Below are 20,335 nucleotides of genomic sequence, written 5' to 3' on the forward strand. Positions count from 1 at the left end.
CTACTCAGGAAAACTTGTACGAATAATTTCTTTAGATTTAGCTTCTTCAAGCTCGGAAACACGTTGACGAACCATGGTTTCGATTTCATCAACCAATTGATTCGTGTCAATTAAATGGCTCTTTTCACCATTACGGTACACAAGTGAACGTGGTGCTGCACCCACTACACCAATATCCGCTTCTTTGGCTTCACCCGGACCATTGACCTTACAGCCAATGACAGACACATCCATTGGGGTACGAATATCTTCTAATCGCTCTTCAAGTTGCTGCATCACTGAAATCACATTAAATTCCTGACGTGAACAGCTTGGGCAGGCAATGAAGTTAATCCCATTGGAGCGCAGACCTAGCGATTTCAGAATATCAAAACCAATTTTAATTTCTTCTTCAGGCTCGGCAGCCAGTGAAATACGCATGGTATCCCCGATGCCTTCCATCAGCAGGCCGCCCAAAGCGATCGCAGATTTAACCGAACCGGTGCGGTAAATACCCGCTTCCGTGACACCTAGATGGAGCGGATTATCAATTTGCTGTGACAGCAAACGATACGCATCCATGGTCAGGAACACATTCGATGCTTTGACTGAAATTTTGAATTCCTGGAAATCCAGACGGTCTAAAATATCGATATGGCGCATCGCAGATTCAAGCAAAGCCTGACCCGTCGGCTCGCCATATTTCTTTTGAATATCTTTTTCCAGTGAGCCGGCATTGACACCGATCCGCATGGAAATGTCGTTATGACGTGCTGCGGCCACCACTTCACGGATTTTCGCTTCCGAACCGATGTTGCCCGGGTTAATCCGCAGGCAGTCTGCACCCAAATCGGCAACTGCCAAAGCAATTTTATAATCGAAGTGAATATCCGCCACCAAAGGTACATTGACCTGCTTGCGAATTTCACCAAATGCCGCCGCCGCTTCCATGGTAGGCACAGAAACCCGCATGATGTCCGCGCCTGCATCTACACAGCGCTGGATTTGTGCAACCGTAGCTGCCACATCACAGGTTTCAGTATTGGTCATGGACTGGATACTGATTGGTGCATCACCACCCACATAAACTGAACCCACACGAATTTTACGTGTTGGACGACGTTTAATTGGATTTACGATCATCGTTCTGCTCTACTCTTGATCTGTTAAGGTGATAAACGGAATTCTGCTTTTCCGTTCACAGTGTAGGGTGACAATGAAATATTTTCATTATTCAAACTGAGTGATACAGCCGATGCATCATCCAGACGAATCTGGAAGGGCGCTTCACCATTCAGTTGCAAGCTCGATGCCTGACGGCCAGTTGCCAGAACATTACCCGCCGAGTCGACAATATGCACCGAAGTCGGACGGTTAAAATCAAGTTTCAGCTGATCGCCGGAAAGTGCGGCACCTGTATCCAGATTCAGAATCTCGACATTAGAAGCGCCTACTCCAGAGACTTCACTGCTATTTTGGGAATTACTACTCGACCAGTTCTGAATCATGGCAAACAGTGCGCCCAAAATCAGCAAAAGTACCAGCGTAATAAAAATGCGCTTTAACCACTTACGATTACGGTCACGCTTGGAACCTGGTAATTTCCCCATAATTTTAATTGGAGAATTGTTCAGGGCATGATTCGGCAGCAACCCGGTATCATTGGTATAGATTTCATCAAAACGCTGAATAATACTAGACGCATCTACACCCAGAAATTTGGCATAAGTCCGGTAATAACCTTTGATAAAGGTCGCTTCAGGCAAAGATTTGTATTCATCCTGCTCAAGAGCAGTCAGGGTTTTGACCGGAATATTCAGCTCTTTCGCTACATCTTCCAGATTACGTTGCTGATTGATACGAATCTGGCGCAAGTACTCGCCCGGACGTTGAATATTTCCTAACGCATTTGGAGCTACGCTCGAATGATTCGATGGTGAATTAGGATTTACTTCCATACGGCCTCAGTACTGTACTGTAATTGCAAATAACGTTGGTATTCCTGGCTTTCAGGAAAGAGTGCACGTAACTGGTTGACCAATACCTGCATACCCAACTGATCACCTCCGGCACGCGCAGTGCGAATGCCAATCCAGAGTGCACGGGCACCCTGATTTTTCTGCCCCACACCGCGCACAAACTGTTGATACATTTGTGTCGCTGCCGGGAACTGCTGGTTCAAATAAAATATTTCTGCCAACTCTAACATTGAAATATAAGAATCGCGATTGGCTTGTAGCGCCTGTTTGAATGATTTTTCAGCATTCGCTGTATCACCCAGTTTCAGGTAAATCCGTCCCATATTTTCCAATGCACGGAAACGTTGATCATAACCTAAAGTGGCACCAGCAATTTGAAACTGCTCGATTGCATCATTATAGCGTTCAAGCTGATATAAATAAGTGCCGTAATTATTTCGCGCCTGCGCATTTTTCGGATCTGCCGAAATCGCACGCTTGAAATAATGATCTGCTTTTTCGAGATTAAGCTTACTACCTTCCTGTTGCAGTAGCACGCCCATCATCATATTTGCTTGAGAATCACGCGGAGTAGTCTCAAGTGCCTGATCCAGCGCACGTTTGGCTGCATCCAGGTCACCTGTTCTCAGATATTCTACCGCCAATTGGGTACGGACTTTGGTGGCCTTTTCAGGGTCTTTCTGACCCAGATCTGGCGTCTGACACGCGACTAAAACCAAAGACACACATACTGTTGAAATCAAAGCAAACTTTGATGTTAGATTTCTCAACTGGCGACCTCTTATTATCCTTGTGAGCGCATGATCTCATTCGATTGCGCAATTTTCTTTTTCCACTGTTCCGCACGACGGGTACGGTCAGCGACTTGTCCGACTAACTGTCCACACGCGGCATCAATGTCATCACCGCGTGTCTGACGAATCGTACACACAAAACCGGCATCAGACAAAGTTTTTTGGAAAGAAATAATCCGGTTGCGGCTTGAGCGGCCATATGGCGCATGCGGGAACGGATTAAAAGGAATCAAATTAATCTTGCTTGGCAAATTCTTCAACAGCTTAATCATTTGCTGAGCATGTTCAGGATGGTCATTCACGCCATCTAACATCACATATTCAATCGTCACATGTTTACGTGAACTTTCGTTACCATCTTTAGCAATATAGCGCTGACATGCAGCAATCAGCTGCTCAAGCGGATATTTTTTATTGATCGGCACCAGCTCGTTACGCAGTTCATCATTTGGCGCATGCAATGAAATAGCCAGCGCCACGTCAATATCTTTGACCATCTGATCGATTTTCGGTACCACACCAGAAGTCGATAAAGTCACACGACGTTTTGACATGCCGTATGCAAAGTCATCCAGCATAATACGCATTGAATTCAATACTGCATCGTAGTTGAGCAATGGCTCGCCCATGCCCATCATCACCACGTTCGTGACTGAACGTTCACGCTCAAGTACAGGCACATCTTCCATATAGGAATAGTTCGCCATCCAGAGCTGACCGATAATTTCGGCTTGAGTCAAATCACGCTGAAAACCCTGTTTACCGGTTGAGCAGAATGAACAGTCCAGTGCACAGCCCACTTGTGAAGAAATACACAAAGTGCGACGTAAACCACTGCGATGTTCAGCAGGAATCAATACGGTTTCGACGAGGGAACCTTCACCGTCGCCAACACGGAATACCCATTTACGGGTACCATCTTTAGAATAGTTTTTATGCACCACTTCAGGCGCTTTAATTTCACAAATCTTTTCCAGTTTTTCACGCAGTTTGCCGGAAATATTGGTCATTTCAGCAAAATCAGTCACAAAGAACTGGTGAATCCATTTCATCACCTGCCCGGCACGAAACTTCTTCTCACCCATGTCCTCAAAGAATTTTTCCATTTGCGGACGTGACATGCCAAGTAAATTCACTTTCTCGACAGTATTTGCCTGTGCTAGAGCGGATGGAGTGTGTTGCTGTGGCTCAGAAACTGCTGATACAGCGACTGCTTCAGTACTCATGTGTATTACCTAAACCATGTCTAAAGATGAAAGGAGAAGCTCAATATGTGAGCAAAGAATTATTCAGAGAATAAAAAAACCAGATAAGTATAATAACACTTATCTGGCTTGAATACTGCGAATTAACGAGTACGTGGAGCAATCTCAGTTTGAGCGAAGAAGTAGTTAACTTCACGATCAGCAGATGCTACAGAGTCAGAACCGTGAGCAGCGTTTTCGTCGATGCTTACAGCGAAATCTGCACGGATAGTACCAGGAGCAGCTTCTTTAGGATTCGTCGCGCCAAGGATGTCACGGTGAGCAAGAACAGCGTTTTCGCCTTCAAGAACTGAAACAACCACTGGACCAGAAGTCATGAATGCAACTAGGTCAGCAAAGAAACCACGTTCTTTGTGTTCAGCATAGAAGCCTTCAGCTTCAGCTTGAGTCAAATGTTTCATTTTAGTTGCAACAATTTGAAGACCAGCTTTCTCGAAACGAGCAAAGATGTCGCCGATGTGGTTTTTAGCAACTGCGTCTGGTTTAACGATAGATAAAGTACGTTCGATAGCCATGATAGGCTCCTTAAGTCAATTGTTGACATGAAAATTTGGCGCATTATACCGAGATAATGCGCATTTTTCTGCTTTTCATCTGTAAAAAAATGCTTTTTTAAGATGAGGCCTTAGCGTGCCTCGTCAATCCATGCCATTTGAATGGCTTCAAGCAAACCTTCAGTCGACTTGGTTGGATCATCTTCAAACTCAGGCAAAGCACACACCCAGGCATGTAAATCAGTAAAACGAATCCACTGCGGGTCCACATCTGGATGCGCTTCATAGAGTTCAATCGCGATATCGAGCGTGTCAGTCCAACGTAAACCCATCTCTATTTCTCACCATAATTGCTTTGATGCTGTACTTTAACAAATCTGTGAAAATCTGCGAGCCTTTGCTCCGGCTTTCACTTATTTTTACAGCACAATATTCAGATAAGGCGCGGTCAGGACAATGGCAATTGCCATCATGCCACCCAGAATTGCGCCAACTGCCACATCACTTGGATAATGCAATCCCAGCACCATTCGGGACACTGCGACCAGAACCGTAAAAGGCAACATCAGCATCAGTAATAAAGGTGCGACATAACCTAAAACGGTGGTTGCCATCACGGCATGCAAGGTATGCCCGGAAGGAAAACTGAAATGATCCAGTGGATGCTCACCCAAACGGATCACTTGATGTACCTGATAAGGACGTGGTCGTACAGTTTTGATTTTAAGCACCTTGTAAATCATAGTACCTATAGTACTTCCCAAAATCAGATAAACAATCTGCACGGTATAGATCAAGCCTTGCATGATCCAAACCAGTATCAGCATGAAATACCAAAATGCACCATTTCCTAAGCGGCTAATAATTTTAAAAAAAGTGGCAATACGGACTGAATGCGAAAAATGATTCAGATAAACACAGCCTTTCAAATCGATTTCTAAAAATTTAATCTTTACATTCTGGAGTTTCACACTGGTGCTCCTTTCTTGTTTTATATCCTGTATTCCTGATGCTGTACCAGTGAATACAGTGCCTGTTCAAATTGCCGGACCGGATATTGCCAGCCTACTTTTTCGGCTTTTTTACGTGCTTGCGCACCCATCTGCTGCAATTTTTGCTGATCAGGCAATCCGAGCATCTGCTGGATCAACCCCTGCTGATGTCCAAGTCTACTCAACCATCCCGTTTCACCATGCTGCACATGCAAGTTTGCACAAGCATAATCATAAGCAATCACTGGCAAGCCACTGGCCATCGCTTCCAATACCACATTTCCAAAGGTTTCAACCTGACTGGCAAAACAGAAGACATCTGCACTGGCATACGCCGCTGACAGTTTTTCTCCTGTCAAGCTACCGGTAAAAACAATACTGCCATCCTGATTCAGTTGTTGCAGTCGAGTGCGATCCGGCCCATCTCCAACCACCACCAAACGTATATCTTGCTGACGAACTTGGCGCAGAACAAAATAGGTCTTGATCAGCACGTCAATTTCCTTTTCAGGAGAAAGACGTCCGACATACAACATCACCCGGGTCTCATTTGAAACTCCCCAAGCATAGCGCAAATCTGGTGATCGCCACTTTGGTGAAAATGTATCTGGATCGACGCCTCTACCCACAACTGCCATGGGACAAGTTACGCCAAACTGATTTAAGGCTTGAGCGGTGCCTCGACTCGGAACACAGGTCAAATCAGTATTATTATGAAACCACTTTAAATAACCTTGAATCGGCTTAAGCAAAAAAGCCAAATCAAAAAACCGGCTGAATTCCTGAAATGACGAATGGAAACCGCTAGAGACTGGAATTTTATGGAATTTTGCAAGCTGCTGAGCTACCAAACCCAAAGGGCCTTCGGTCACGATATGGATAATATCGGGTATAAAAGTTTCAACAGCTTGATGGATTTTTAGAAATTGCGGTCTACCAAACTGCAAATTGCTATATTTAGGAAGGCAATGCGCTTTAACCAGACATTCACTATGCGGTTTAAAATCGTTACAGGCTTGTCGTTGTTCTGGACGTATTAATAAAATCTTATGCCCCTGTTTTTGTAATCCTTTACAAAGTTGCAATAAAGCATGGGCAACACCATTAATTTCAGGAGGCCAGGTTTCGGTAACAATGGCAATTTTTAAACGGGACCGTGTCAGATCTTCTAAGATAATTTTGTCACGAATGGCCTGTTTACGTTGTTCTTTTAAATCAAACTGGATTTTATGAATAACAGGTCGTTGCTCTAATAATTCTGAGATGGAAATTTGTTGCATCTCGCACCTATTCGCTTATATTTTTCATCCAGTATAAAAAGATCTCATGACTATTTGATGAATAAAAATAACTAAAAAAAATCCAAAAATAAATCTTCTAAATGATTATTTATATTAAAAAAATAAGTGAATACCAACTATTCCTCACACTAAAAAGATATTCACTTTAAGCAGATCTTCATTTAATCCCCTCGAAGTTTCTGCATGTTTACTCTACTGCACTGATCTCAGGTTGATTTAAAGTCTTTCAGGTCATTTCCTCATCTCTATGATTTAAAAATTAATATCGACAGAGATTCGATCACGATAAGTTCCAGCTGGCACCCCATTAAAAGGATTCTCTTCGAGTTGAACCGAAACGACATATTTCTGTCTCTGTGAAGCTCCCTGATTCACTCTGACTCCCCATAACCCACTATTTGCACCACTCAAATTTAATTTGGTGCGCAATTTATTAGGACCGTTGGACACATAACTTATACCGTTGGAACTCACCAGGTTCTGACTATTAAATAAAATTGAATAGCCAGTATCACATGAAATATTAAATGAAGTGGCAGCCTGACTACGCTGATAGCTGGCTAGACGTAATTCTGGAGTGGTAAAACCATCAATCGAGCAATATTGGGCCATGGCTATTTCACTCATACTGAGTGCGGTAATAAATAAAAAGAGCTTTTTCATTTTTCTACTCCTACTTACATAGAGTTTCCAGAATTTGCTTGTCTGAATTCTGGAATTGGTTTTCATTCAGAATAAATTGAGCCTGGCACTGCTGTCCTCTCTTAGTCTTCACTTTGAGGTTGTAAGTACCTGCTTTAAATAGATATAGGTAAACAATACCTTGACTATCAACAAAAGAAGGTTCTGTACTGAGACCATCTACAAGAACCTCAGAGCCTATAACTAAATTATTTTGTTGTGCATCTTTAATTCTTAGCGCAATACGTTTGGTTTTATAGATAGGAAAATTCAGCTTATATCCACGTTGATCCAGACCAATCATTTTTTTAGAAGAGTGTTCAAAAGTTTCTTCCATCGCTAACTGGTTATGGTCAAAAGAAATATCGTAATGGATATAAGGGATGATGTTATGTATAAACATATAGCCTTGATTATTGGTGCTTCCAGCTAGACTCGCTGAGCGATAGATATCAAGATTTGGATGTTGATCCACCTCAACCAGAGCAAAAGCATTATCAGCATATTTGGTGAATGCCATTTTACCACCCAGCCAGACTAAGGCACCCTCAAACATAGCCTGTGAATTACGACGATCCTCATACTCATCATGAGAAAGTTGTAAATTACCGATACTGGTTTTCCATAAACCATAAGCATTGTAATTCACTTCCTCTTCAGTACGATTAACCCCCAAAACATAATCAAAACCATTCTGAGTCATCGTTCTGTGACTAAAACTTAAACCCGTTTCATTATCTTCAGTATCGTGATTTAAATAAATTTGACCCTTTTCTTCCCAATCGTAAGATAAGGCGATATTGAAACCATGATCACCATCATTCCCAAAATCTTTATAAAAGCCAAAATTTGTATATAATTTTTTTGTTAAGCTTTTTGAAGCTCGAATATCAAAAATTTTCTGAGTATCATTACTAAAACCATTTTGATCATAATAAGATTGATAAATATAACTAAGATTTAATCCATCAATGAATCCCAAATTGGAAAAATTAAAATATAGAATATTTGAGGCTTCAATATTAGAGTCATATACATCACCACTTAAATATTGATATTCCTGAGTAAAATATCGACTATTTATACCAAAGGACCAGTTTCTAAAATCCCGACTTAGAGCTATCGAAGCCGCATATCCTTGTTCATCATCCACTTCTGTTTGGCTAACTGAAAATGCACTATCCATAAGCAAGTATTTACTTATTCCTTGGGTCCATAAAAAATCAAAATTGCTGACATCTTTACTATATAAAAAATCTCCTCCCAAGGTCGTTGAAGAAGTTATACCCCGCCGGTAAAATAATTTTGTAAAAAACTCCCGATAATCATCATCGACATAATCATAGTTATATCTTAATTTACCCAATGAAATATTATATTCATTCAATTTTGGTTTTAATAATCGACTATTAATATAAACGGGAAAACTCTGGACGGTCCTATTCCCTAAAATATCTTCTACAACAATTTGCGCATCACCCGCCTGATTCAACATTGCTCCAGCAGGAAGGTTATAATTACCAGGGGTCACAGAATCCCGATATAAACGCACCCCATTAATATATAGATCAATTGTTGAGGGTACGCTTGCACTCCCATTTAAAGTCGGCGCATTCCAGTAAACAAAGTCTGGACGATTGGTATAGTTGGTACCAAAGCTTAGCCCGCCAAACCGAAAAGAATTATTTAAACTGCTATAAGGACTCGTCGTATCTCCCAAGGTAAGTCTTGAAAAGATTTTTGGAAATTCAACATCGAGCGTCGTATTGACACGTAAAAATCCTTCTTCAATATCTTCAGGTTCATTACGATATAAAAAAGCATTTTTTAATAACCAATAATCTTTAAATATCCCAATTTCGGAAAATGTATTAAACTCTTGTTCTTCATCGTCTTTATTATAAAATAAGCTATAATTAACAAACCCTCCAAAATTCGCTTTCTCGGGATTTTCTATCTCTAATTCATAATGAGTATCTTCAAAATAATTGACTGGAAAGTTAATTTTAATGGCTTGTAAACTATAATCATCTTCAACTGTTACACCGGGTTGATTTAACAAACAGAATTCTTTCTTGACCAAGTGACGGGGGATCCTTTCAATGTGAATTCCGATTCTGGATAAAGCCTCACACTCAATATATCTCTGCCCTCCATCAGAAAAATGAATTGCTTCAGTTTTATAATCTAAGCCATTTACCCATATATTTACGATGAACATTTCTAAATTGTCTTTCTGCCCCCTCTGTTGAACATTTTCAGCATTTACATTTGTTAGCCCCATCCCACACGCGATCATTAGAAGAATTTTAGTGATCTTCATAGCATCATCCTTTTACTATTTATTCTTTTTGTAAGCATCTTCTAGGCTTTTACAGGAAATTCCAAATATCCCTCATGGTCTTCCACTTTTATTTTTAATTTCAAATCTCCATTCTCTTTTAATTCCCCAAGTTCAAATTTAATTTTATTTCCACTCAAAATATATTGAACAAAATCTTTTTTCATGAGTTGATTGTTTTTATTATCCACTACTATAACTTCAGTAATTTTTGCATGAGATTTAGATAAATTATTTATATTTAGATAAGCCAGCTCATTAATTTTTTGCAGATCTACATTTAACTGTGGGGCTACCTGTTTTCCAGCAAAAAAAGGCAGTGAGAAATTAAATAAAAAATTAATCGAAGAATTATCATCAACTGGTGTTACTTCTTTAAAAATGATCCTCCATGATTGCTGTTGTTCTAAATTTAATGGGGGTTGGCTAAACCCGATACGGACAACTTGTTTACTTTCAGGTTTTAGCTCAAATGTTTTTGGATTAAACAATAAAGTATTATCCTCCAATAGAACATCTTCACCTTTTTCATTTTGCTGCCATTTAAACGCACTAATTTCATATATTTTTGAAGTACTTAATCCTGTACTTTCAATATTAACAGTTGTACTTTTCTGTCTTTTAAAATCTTGAATATAGAGTTGGATAGGACTGAATTTTATTCCCGCTGATAAAGAAAAACTAAATAAAAACAATATAGAAAATCCTATAATTTTTTTAATCATATTTCACTCCTAGACCTAAATATAATTATTATTAATCATAAAAATATTAAAATAGGAGATGTAGTACATCTCCTACTTATTCAAAATGTTATATAAAAAATTTCTTATTATTAGAATCGAACTTCTACGTTATATACACCACGATAAGTACCAGCATCAGCTGCTTCAACCGCACTACCAGCTACTGTAGCTGCTACATCCCAACGATGAGGTTGTCCTTTGGTACTTGACTGAGTGCCATAATAAGCTTTTCCACCACGTGTAGTAGTCACAACTACAGGTACAGTGTTCTCACCATTGCGCAAATTATTTAGTGGATTAATATTTAATCGATAAGGGGCATTTGTGCTGACATTAAAGAAGCCCGCATCACTCCAATTACCTCCCGTGGTTTGTGCAAGTGTTAATCGAGGTGTCTCAACATCTAAATCACAATGTCTTGGAACTTCCAAAACAATGTCAATTTTTCCGTCACATTTGTCTCCACATCCATGTTTGCCTGGTTTATGAGGTTTATTTGGACCCTGTTGTGGAGGACCACCTCTGTTTGCTTCTGCTGCGTAGAGAGCTGTTGAACTAAAACCAAAACCCAGTACGAGTGCTGCCAATGTGGCTTGAGTCATTTTTTTCATGTTTTTCTCCATTTCTTTTTTTAGAAGAATATATTTTTCTTTTATTTTTAACGCTTATATCCCAACTCTTAGAATTTAGAGCTATTTTTCTAAGCGCACACTCATATTAGTGCGATTATTTTAATTAGCGTACAAAGCTTTAATATTCACGATATAGTCGCCTATATTTTTATAAAATCATCTATCTATATATTTATTTATTTTATAAGCACTTAGACTTATATATAAATTATTACAAATACAATCCATTTAAAATTATAAGCATTTCATACTTTCACCACACTTCATCTAATAGATAAAAATACCCACAAGATATTGATATAATTATTTTTTCAAACCACTCAATTTAAATTGGAAATAAATCTTACAAATGCTTACAATTTCCAGATACTACCCTTTAAAAAAATTATTTTTTTTATTTTTTATTGTTATTTTTACAGCATCATAAAAGTTTAATATTTTTCATCTAGATAAATAATTACAATAAAACAACACAAAGCATATATTAAATCTAGAGTATAAAAATGTGACAAAGTAAATAATTAATTTTACAATATTATTAAGTTTTAATTACTATTAATTTAATTAATCAATAATTTTACTATTTAAAAATTTAATTTCAGAATTAATATTCTAATAAATATTTTTTGATTGAACTTAAGATAAAAACTAGAGAAAAATATTACTTTGACAGATATATAAGAATAAGTTTAGTGGTGTTTGTTTTAATATTTTTTAATTGATTTTTTGTAGAGGTCGTACAATTACAGTTCAATAACTGATTTATACAAATCAAATAATAAAAAAATGAGTGTAGACATAATCAATAAAGAATAAATTTTTACGCTGGCTATACTTCGCATTTTTTAAAAAGAGAAATGAAGTAGAAATTTAGAACACATAATATGCTTTAAAACTAATATTATTACTTAATATTTTTAAATATTAATATTTTTACGTGTAAGACCCCACCTATCATAATCTTTATCTACTTTAAATACAGGTAAACTCAAACTTCTACAAAGGTTATATAACCGATCTAATTTTTCTATATTATCAGGATTCCAAGTATTAGTTTCTTTTTCTTGTGAACGTCTTAATTTCCGGTATGAACCTAATCCAAATGTTACATCAACAAAGGCATCAGGATTTATCTCCAATGTATAAATTGGTTTAAATCCAGGTGTAATTTTCTGCCATACTTGACCATCAAAATTATACTTTCGTTGACGTGGTATATGATAGGTAGAAATATAAGATGAAATTTTTTTCACAATTCTTACCTCTTCTTCATACTTCCAAAAATGCATTTTATTAAGTAGCGCTTGTTTCAATATTTCTTTATCTTTTCCCCAAGTTAAATTTTCAACATTATTCAAAAATTCAACAGTACACCGATTTAAGTTTTTCGGCTCTTCACTTAAATATGTGACTGAACCCCAGTCTGCTGTAATAATGAATTTATCAGCATCATTCAATCCGGCTTTATTTACGTCAATTCCAATTACTACACCATTATGGCTATCTGCATAATGTGCCCACATCAATGGATTTAATGGCTGTTTAGTTAAACATGTATAAATACTTTCTGGAAAACTTCTGCTGCAAAACCTCATTAGGATTTCGCTTTGAAATTACATGATCATACAAGCCTAATGTTGTACATTCGAACGGATCATTAAAATCCTCTAAATGCGAAAAAGCTAATGTCCGATTATTTAAGGTTAAAAGAGCATCATCAAAACTCATATATTTATATAAAATCACTATTCTTATCCAATAAAAACCCGCTTTCGCAGGGCTTTTATAGCATAAAAATCAGCCAATTAAGAGAGTCGTTTTTCTCTTTATCAACGATTTTGTTTATTTGAATCCAAGGTACGAAAAATGATTAAAGCACTGCTTTAATCATTTTGAGGCACGTAACATCAAATGTAAAAAACCCACTCAAATAGAGTGGGTTTTCGCATTCAAATCAAATGATTCGAGAAATTAGTTTTTCTCTTTATCAACGATTTTGTTTGCTTGGATCCAAGGCATCATCGCACGTAACTTGTTACCAGTAACTTCGATACCGTGAGCCGCGTTTTGACGACGACGAGCAGTCATAGATGGATAGTTCAACGCACCTTCTTGAATGAACATCTTCGCGTATTCACCAGATTGAATACGTTTAAGTGCATTACGCATTGCTTCACGAGACTGTTCGTTAATTACTTCAGTACCCGTTACATATTCGCCGTATTCAGCGTTGTTTGACACTGAGTAGTTCATGTCCGCGATACCGCCTTCGAACATCAAGTCAACGATCAATTTAAGTTCGTGTAGACATTCGAAGTACGCCATTTCAGGAGCATAGCCCGCTTCAACCAGAGTTTCGAAGCCCATTTTAACCAATTCAACAGCACCACCACAAAGAACTGCTTGCTCACCGAAAAGATCAGTTTCAGTTTCTTCACGGAATGAAGTTTCGATGATACCTGTACGGCCGCCACCTACGCCTGAAGCGTAAGAAAGAGCAACGTTACGCGCATTACCAGAAGCATCTTGGTGAATCGCGATAAGGTCAGGAACACCTGAACCACGTTGGTATTCAGAACGTACTGTGTGACCAGGAGCTTTAGGCGCAACCATGATTACGTCTAAGTCAGCACGTGGAACAACTTGGTTATAAAGAATCGAGAAACCATGAGCAAATGCTAAAGTAGCGCCTTGCTTGATGTTTGGCTCAATTACGTCACGGTAAAGTTGAGATTGGAACTCATCTGGAGTCAAAATCATCACTACGTCAGCTTGCGCTACAGCAGCAGGAACTTCAGCAACTTTAAGACCTGAATTTTCAGCTTTCTTCCAAGAAGCAGAGTTCGCACGTAAACCTACAGTTACGTCAACGCCAGAATCTTTCAGGTTAAGCGCATGCGCGTGGCCTTGTGAACCGTAACCAATGATCGCTACTTTCTTAGCTTGGATGATAGATAAGTCACAGTCTTTATCGTAAAAAATTTGCATTGCTGTCTCCGCTTAAATGCTTGTTTGTCCGTTAAATCAGGCAATGACCCTTAAATTTACATTGCCTGATACCCTCTTCTTATTTAGAGGAGGAAATACTTAAAATTTAGATGGTGAGTACTTTTTCGCCGCGTGCGATACCGGATACACCTGAACGTACCACTTCTAAAATCGTGTGTTCTGCAAGTGCATCAATAAACGCATCCACTTTCTCAGTCGTACCTGCGATTTGAACGGTATAGGTCGTTGGGGTTACATCGACAATCTGACCACGGAAAATATCTGCAGTACGCTTGATTTCGTCACGAGATGAACCCAATGCCTTCACTTTAATCAGCATCAGTTCACGCTCAATGTGCGCGCCTTCAGACAGGTCAACTACTTTCACCACTTCAACCAGCTTGTTGAGCTGTTTGGTGATTTGTTCAATCTTGTGATCATCGCCATAAGTGGTCAATGTCAGACGTGAAAGCGTTGGATCTTCAGTCGGAGCAACATTCAATGTTTCGATGTTGTAGCCACGCTGTGAGAACAAACCCACTAAACGAGAAAGCGCGCCTGATTCGTTTTCTACGAGTACAGAGATAATATGTCTCATTTCGTGCGCTCCCCTTTAGCCAACCACATATCCTGCATCGATTGACCCGCAATCAACATCGGATAAACGTGCTCAGTACGATCCACCATCACGTTAATAAATACACACTTGTCGTTAATCGCCATCGCTTCTGCAAGTTTCGACTCTAGCTCATCGGCATGATTAATCTGAATACCGACATGACCATAGGCTTCCATCAGTTTGGCAAAATCAGGCAATGAATCTACATAAGAACTTGAATGACGTCCTTCATAGTTCATATCTTGCCATTGTTTTACCATGCCTAAAGCTTGGTTATTCAGGCACAGGATTTTTACATTCAGGCCATATTGCTTACAGGTCGACAGTTCCTGGATACACATCTGAATCGATGCTTCACCGGTGATACACACCACTTGCTGTTCTGGATATGCAAGCTTCGCAGCCATTGCATACGGTAAGCCTACACCCATGGTACCTAGACCACCTGAGTTGATCCATTGACGTGGACGTTTGTATTTGTAATACATCGCACCAAACATTTGATGCTGACCGACGTCAGAAGTAATGATCGCTTCACCATTGGTCACTTTGTCCAATGCCTGAACCACTTGTTGTGGCTTCATCACGCCATCAACACCTGCCTCAAAACGACCACCATGAACCTTGCGCCATTCATTGATCTGTTTCCACCATGCCGCAATCGCTTCAGGATTTGGCTTAGAAACATTAAGCTGTTTCAACTGGTTCAGCATCTCATTCAATACAGGCTCTACAGCACCGACGATTGGAATGTGCGCCATAATGGTTTTTGAAATCGTCGCTGGGTCGATATCAATATGAATGACTTTTGCATTCGGACAGAATTTCGCAGGATTGTTGGTCACACGGTCATCGAAACGCGCACCCACACACAGAATTACATCTGCATTGTGCATGGTCATGTTGGCTTCGTAAGTACCGTGCATACCCAACATACCGATGAACTGTTCATCATTACCCGGGAATGCGCCTAGACCCATCAAGGTATTGGTCACTGGATAACCCAATAAATGCGCAAGCTCTGTCAATTGTGCTGAAGCATTGCCTTGAACTACACCACCGCCTGAGTAAATCACTGGGCGTTTAGCGTTGATTAATTCTTCAATTGCTTTACGAATTTGACCTGAATGACCACGGAATGGTGGCTGATACGAACGCATCTTCACTTTTTCTGGGTATTCGTAAGCAAATTTTTCTGCAGGATTGGTCGCATCCTTTGGAATATCGATCACCACAGGGCCTGGACGACCTGATGATGCGATATAGAAGGCTTTTTTGATAATTGCAGGAATTTCGCTGGCATGACGCACCTGGAAACTATGCTTCACGATCGGACGTGAAATACCGACCATATCGGTTTCCTGGAATGCATCTTCACCAATCAAATGACTCGCAACCTGACCTGACAAAATCACCATCGGGATTGAGTCCATATAGGCTGTTGCAATTGGCGTCACCGTATTGGTTGCGCCCGGACCTGAGGTCACTAGCACAACACCAGTCTTGCCTGTCACGCGTGAGTAAGCATCGGCCATATGACCGGCAGCCTGTTCATGACGTACGAGATAATGATTGATTTTGTCTTGTTGAAATAGCGCATCATAAATATGAAGAACTGCGCCGCCTGGGTATCCAAAAACATGTTCAACGCCTTCGTCCGCTAATGCGCGAACAAGCATTTCACCACCAGATAGAAGTTCCAACGTGATTCACCCTAATATTATTCACTGCACAAATGGGAGGCATTTGCAGTGTTTCATTTGTTAACTGTCTGCACTGTTATAGCACACAAAATTCATAGTTTTCATAGCAATAGGAAAAAAATCTGATCTCTTCGCTGTTCGAGCAATACGGGATCTAAAACATGTTGGGATAAACATATTTTGCTTAGCTTTGTTCAATTTCTCGGCTAGAGAAATCGCCCATTGCATGAAATGACACTTAGTCGAAGGGTGATCGATCTAAGGCATATAAAACTATTGCAGCATTCTTGTGTTTTCAGGCTTTAAAGTCAAGTTTAAAAAACAGACAATCCATACTTATAGTGCCTAGATCTGCTGTTTTTAACAGCAATATCAGCTCAGAGCTATGCATTGACTGTCTTTTCTACTCACCTAATTCAATAAAATTCATAGAGTTAATGGTTTAATTTTATAAATTTTTAATATGTCTTATATAAAAAAAATGAATGAATTTTTATTAAATGAAAGGAAATTGTTTATCAACAATTTTTGTATACGAAGATTTGTCTCTGATTTCTTACGCTCCAGGTCGAGCTTATATAAGCAGTTAACCTCGAATAAAGCAGATAAAAATCCATCATTTTTACTTAAAAAATCACTACAATAATTGCAGTATTCCATGCCTAGCAAGCCGAGGCCCAAGAACAATGAAAATATCTTTTTTAACCGTTTTCAGTTTGAGTTGCGCAGTTGTTTTGAGCATCTCCAGCACTAGCGCTTCCGCGATCCAGTATCATAAATGGGTCGATGCGAAAGGCGTCACGCATTATACCAAGACGCCACCGCCGAAATCTGCAAAAAAAGCCACCACAGTGGACACCTATGGCTGGAAAAATTCGGCACCGACACCGTCTAGAACGACTGAAACTGAAGTGCAAACCGAGAATACATTGCAAGAACAACAGCAACACGCCCCTCAAGTTCCTGCGAATCAGGACCAGCAACAACGTGAAGCGAACGAAGCCTTGCAGCAATCTAAAAATCGTGCAGTCGCTTTATAAGATACCTCCATATAGAACAGCGTGTTTTTTCTTCGGGAAATGCCGGCGCAAAATTCACTTTTAGGTGCATTTTGCGCTATGCTGTGCAACAGACTTTTTTCACCGTAATTCACTGATACGTTTATGACTACTCACATTGATTCCGAATATCAAGCCAGTGCGATTGAGCCTCAAGTCCAACAGGATTGGGAATCTCGCAAAGCCTTTAAAGTTGCCGACAAAGTAGAAGGTCCACGTCGTTATATTCTCTCGATGTTCCCTTACCCAAGTGGCAAGCTTCATATGGGTCATGTGCGTAACTATACGATTGGTGACGTGATCAGCCGTTTCCATCGCTTAAAAGGTGAAACTGTGCTGCAACCGATGGGTTGGGATGCTTTTGGTCTGCCTGCTGAAAATGCAGCGATTGCACACCAGGTTGCTCCGGCAAAATGGACATTTGAAAATATTGCTTACATGCGCGACCAGTTAAAAAAACTCGGTCTTGCAGTAGATTGGGATCGTGAATTTGCGACCTGTACCCCTGAATACTATCGTTGGGAACAATGGTTATTTGTTCAGCTTTATAAAAAAGGCTTGATTTACCGTAAGCTTTCAACCGTGAACTGGGATCCGGTTGATCAGACTGTTCTTGCCAACGAACAGGTTGAAAATGGTCGCGGCTGGCGTTCAGGTGCACTGGTTGAAAAACGTGATATTCCAATGTACTACTTCCGCATTACTGATTATGCGCAAGAGTTACTTGACGACCTGGACACGCTTAAAGATGGCTGGCCACAACAGGTCTTGACCATGCAGCGTAACTGGATTGGTCGTTCACAAGGGATGGACATTACCTTCCCTTCAGCGAATCCTGAAATCTATGCAGATGGTTTAACAGTCTTCACAACACGTGCCGATACCTTGATGGGTGTAACGTATGTTGCAGTTGCAGCTGAACACCCAATGGCACTGAAAGCGGCTGAAACAAACCCAGAATTGGCTGCATTCATTGAAGAATGCCGTATGGGTTCTGTGGCAGAAGCAGATCTTGCCACTGCCGAGAAAAAAGGCATGGCAACCGGGCTATCTGTGAAGCATCCTGTGACTGGCGAAGAAGTTCCGGTCTGGATCGCCAACTATGTATTGATGTCTTATGGTTCAGGTGCAGTGATGGCGGTTCCTGCACATGACGAACGTGACTTTGAATTTGCCAATAAATATGGCTTAAGCATCAAACAAGTGATTGCTGCTAAAGGCGCAGACGATGCAGATTTTGATGCTACAACTTGGCAAGAATGGTACGGCTCGAAAGAAGGCAGATTAGTAAACTCTGGCGAGTTTGACGGTCTAGATTTACAAGGTGCTTATGATGCTTTCCTTGCAAAATTAGAACCAACTGAACTTGCGAATTCTAAAGTTCAATTCCGTTTACGTGACTGGGGTGTATCTCGTCAGCGTTATTGGGGTTGTCCAATTCCAATGATCAACTGTGACACCTGTGGTCAGGTACCAGTGCCAGAAGATCAACTTCCTGTTGTATTACCAACGGATGTGGTTCCAGATGGTTCAGGTAACCCCCTGAACAAAATGCCTGAGTTCTATGAAACGACTTGTCCAAGCTGTGGTGGCGATGCTCGTCGTGAAACAGATACGCTGGATACCTTCGTAGAATCATCTTGGTACTATGCCCGTTATGCATCTCCAGACTTTACCGATGGCATGGTAAAACCTGAAGCGGGTCAAACCTGGCTGCCAGTCAACCAATACATCGGTGGTGTTGAACATGCAATTCTGCATTTGTTATATGCACGCTTCTTCCATAAATTGATGCGTGATGAAGGTGTGGTACAAGGCAATGAACCATTCACCAACTTGTTAACCCAAGGTATGGTGCTTGCAGATACCTTCTATCGTGAAGCTGAATCTGGCAAGAAAACCTGGTTTAACCCGGCAGATATCGAACTTGAAAAAGACGAAAAAGGCCGTGTGCTTTCTGCCAAATATAAAGAAGATGGCCAGAAAGTTGTGGTTGGCGGTCAGGAAAAAATGTCGAAATCGAAAAATAACGGTATCGACCCGCAATCGATTATTGACCAGTACGGCGCAGATACGGCACGTGTGTTCATGATGTTCGCGGCTCCACCTGATCAATCACTGGAATGGTCTGATGCCGGTGTTGAAGGTGCAAATCGCTTCCTGAAACGTGTATGGCGTTTAGCAACAGGTTTCCTTGAAAAAGCGAATACTGCTGCCAGCATCGACAAAACTGCTCTTTCAACGGCTGCGCAAGACTTGCGTCGTAAAACGCATGAAACCATCCAAAAAGTCGGTGATGACATCGAACGTCGTCACGCATTTAACACTGCGATTGCAGCATTGATGGAGCTTCTAAACGCGAACAACAAGTTTGAAGCCCAAGATGACAATGACGTTGCTGTTGCACGTGAATCAATTACCACGCTGTTAACTTTACTTGCACCATTTGCACCGCATTTAAGCCAGACTTTATTGGCTGAATTTGGCATTGAATTGAATTCAACTTTATTCCCTGCGGTAGATGAATCTGCGCTGACACGTAATACGCAAACGATTGTGGTTCAAGTCAACGGTAAACTCCGTGGCAAGTTAGAAGTATCTGTAGATGCCTCTAAAGATGATATTTTGGCTCAAGCTAAAGCATTGCCTGAAGTTCAGCAATTCTTGACAGGTCCAACCAAGAAAGAAATTGTGGTACCAAATAAATTAGTGAATTTGGTGGTTTAAATCCTTAAGTCCCCTCTCCTCTCAGGAGAGGGTTAG

The 20,335-nt window shown here is 40.2% G+C and carries 18 protein-coding genes; 2 read left to right on the forward strand and 16 right to left on the reverse strand.

From position 1 onward, the window contains the following. The 16 genes from ispG to ACNPNW_RS06810 all read right to left on the reverse strand — a co-directional run bounded on the left by ispG (position 1) and on the right by ACNPNW_RS06810 (position 16,514). Positions 1-1,122, reverse strand: coding sequence for a flavodoxin-dependent (E)-4-hydroxy-3-methylbut-2-enyl-diphosphate synthase (gene ispG, locus ACNPNW_RS06735; RefSeq protein WP_253173471.1), 1,122 nt, complete (start codon positions 1,120-1,122; stop codon positions 1-3). A gap of 23 nt (positions 1,123-1,145) precedes the next feature. After that, positions 1,146-1,937: a helix-turn-helix domain-containing protein gene (locus tag ACNPNW_RS06740; RefSeq protein WP_004647463.1), complete on the reverse strand. Its 792-nt coding sequence runs from the start codon at positions 1,935-1,937 to the stop codon at positions 1,146-1,148. Next, the gene (gene pilW, locus ACNPNW_RS06745; protein WP_005261820.1) at positions 1,928-2,728 is read right to left on the reverse strand and encodes a type IV pilus biogenesis/stability protein PilW; all 801 of its coding nucleotides are present in this window, start codon (positions 2,726-2,728) and stop codon (positions 1,928-1,930) included. Before pilW ends, ACNPNW_RS06740 begins: the two co-directional genes overlap by 10 nt. Positions 2,729-2,742: 14 nt before the next feature. Continuing rightward, positions 2,743-3,978, reverse strand: coding sequence for a dual-specificity RNA methyltransferase RlmN (gene rlmN / locus ACNPNW_RS06750; protein WP_448766789.1), 1,236 nt, complete (start codon positions 3,976-3,978; stop codon positions 2,743-2,745). Between the two features lie 122 nt (positions 3,979-4,100). Beyond that, positions 4,101-4,532, reverse strand: a complete 432-nt coding sequence (gene ndk, locus ACNPNW_RS06755) for a nucleoside-diphosphate kinase (RefSeq protein ID WP_004647460.1) — start codon at positions 4,530-4,532, stop codon at positions 4,101-4,103. A 110-nt stretch (positions 4,533-4,642) separates the two neighbouring features. Beyond that, positions 4,643-4,843, reverse strand: coding sequence for a Fe-S cluster assembly protein IscX (gene iscX / locus ACNPNW_RS06760; RefSeq protein WP_004278360.1), 201 nt, complete (start codon positions 4,841-4,843; stop codon positions 4,643-4,645). 87 nt (positions 4,844-4,930) lie between these two features. After that, a complete protein-coding gene (locus tag ACNPNW_RS06765) occupies positions 4,931-5,482 on the reverse strand; it encodes a phosphatase PAP2 family protein (protein WP_448766790.1) in 552 nt (183 codons plus the stop codon). Positions 5,483-5,502: 20 nt separating this feature from the next. Then, positions 5,503-6,783, reverse strand: coding sequence for a glycosyltransferase family 4 protein (locus tag ACNPNW_RS06770; RefSeq protein WP_448766791.1), 1,281 nt, complete (start codon positions 6,781-6,783; stop codon positions 5,503-5,505). Positions 6,784-7,056: 273 nt separating this feature from the next. Next, entirely contained in the window at positions 7,057-7,467 is a 411-nt protein-coding gene (locus ACNPNW_RS06775; protein ID WP_086044098.1) for a hypothetical protein, read from the reverse strand. A gap of 10 nt (positions 7,468-7,477) precedes the next feature. Next, positions 7,478-9,808, reverse strand: coding sequence for a fimbria/pilus outer membrane usher protein (locus tag ACNPNW_RS06780; RefSeq protein ID WP_448766792.1), 2,331 nt, complete (start codon positions 9,806-9,808; stop codon positions 7,478-7,480). Between the two features lie 41 nt (positions 9,809-9,849). Further along, positions 9,850-10,551, reverse strand: coding sequence for a fimbrial biogenesis chaperone (locus tag ACNPNW_RS06785; RefSeq protein WP_448766793.1), 702 nt, complete (start codon positions 10,549-10,551; stop codon positions 9,850-9,852). A gap of 110 nt (positions 10,552-10,661) precedes the next feature. After that, positions 10,662-11,183 carry a hypothetical protein gene (locus tag ACNPNW_RS06790; protein WP_448766794.1) on the reverse strand — a complete coding sequence of 174 codons (522 nt, stop codon included), beginning with the start codon at positions 11,181-11,183 and terminating at the stop codon, positions 10,662-10,664. A 938-nt stretch (positions 11,184-12,121) separates the two neighbouring features. Continuing rightward, the gene (locus ACNPNW_RS06795) at positions 12,122-12,727 is read right to left on the reverse strand and encodes a DUF2971 domain-containing protein (protein ID WP_448766795.1); all 606 of its coding nucleotides are present in this window, start codon (positions 12,725-12,727) and stop codon (positions 12,122-12,124) included. A gap of 448 nt (positions 12,728-13,175) precedes the next feature. Further along, positions 13,176-14,192 carry a ketol-acid reductoisomerase gene (gene ilvC / locus ACNPNW_RS06800; RefSeq protein WP_448766796.1) on the reverse strand — a complete coding sequence of 339 codons (1,017 nt, stop codon included), beginning with the start codon at positions 14,190-14,192 and terminating at the stop codon, positions 13,176-13,178. Between the two features lie 106 nt (positions 14,193-14,298). After that, complete coding sequence (ilvN, locus tag ACNPNW_RS06805; protein ID WP_064094785.1) at positions 14,299-14,790, reverse strand: acetolactate synthase small subunit; 492 nt, start codon at positions 14,788-14,790, stop codon at positions 14,299-14,301. Then, complete coding sequence (locus tag ACNPNW_RS06810) at positions 14,787-16,514, reverse strand: acetolactate synthase 3 large subunit (protein WP_244782948.1); 1,728 nt, start codon at positions 16,512-16,514, stop codon at positions 14,787-14,789. The genes ilvN and ACNPNW_RS06810 overlap by 4 nt, the downstream gene beginning before the upstream one ends. Positions 16,515-17,200: 686 nt before the next feature. Here ACNPNW_RS06810 and ACNPNW_RS06815 point away from each other — a divergent pair. Then, on the forward strand, positions 17,201-17,554 hold the full coding sequence (locus ACNPNW_RS06815; RefSeq protein ID WP_448766797.1) for a DUF4124 domain-containing protein: 354 nt from the start codon (positions 17,201-17,203) through the stop codon (positions 17,552-17,554). Between the two features lie 123 nt (positions 17,555-17,677). Beyond that, on the forward strand, positions 17,678-20,299 hold the full coding sequence (gene leuS / locus ACNPNW_RS06820; RefSeq protein WP_448766798.1) for a leucine--tRNA ligase: 2,622 nt from the start codon (positions 17,678-17,680) through the stop codon (positions 20,297-20,299). The last annotated feature ends 36 nt before the right edge of the window (positions 20,300-20,335 follow it).

Source organism: Acinetobacter endophylla (genome assembly GCF_053543775.1).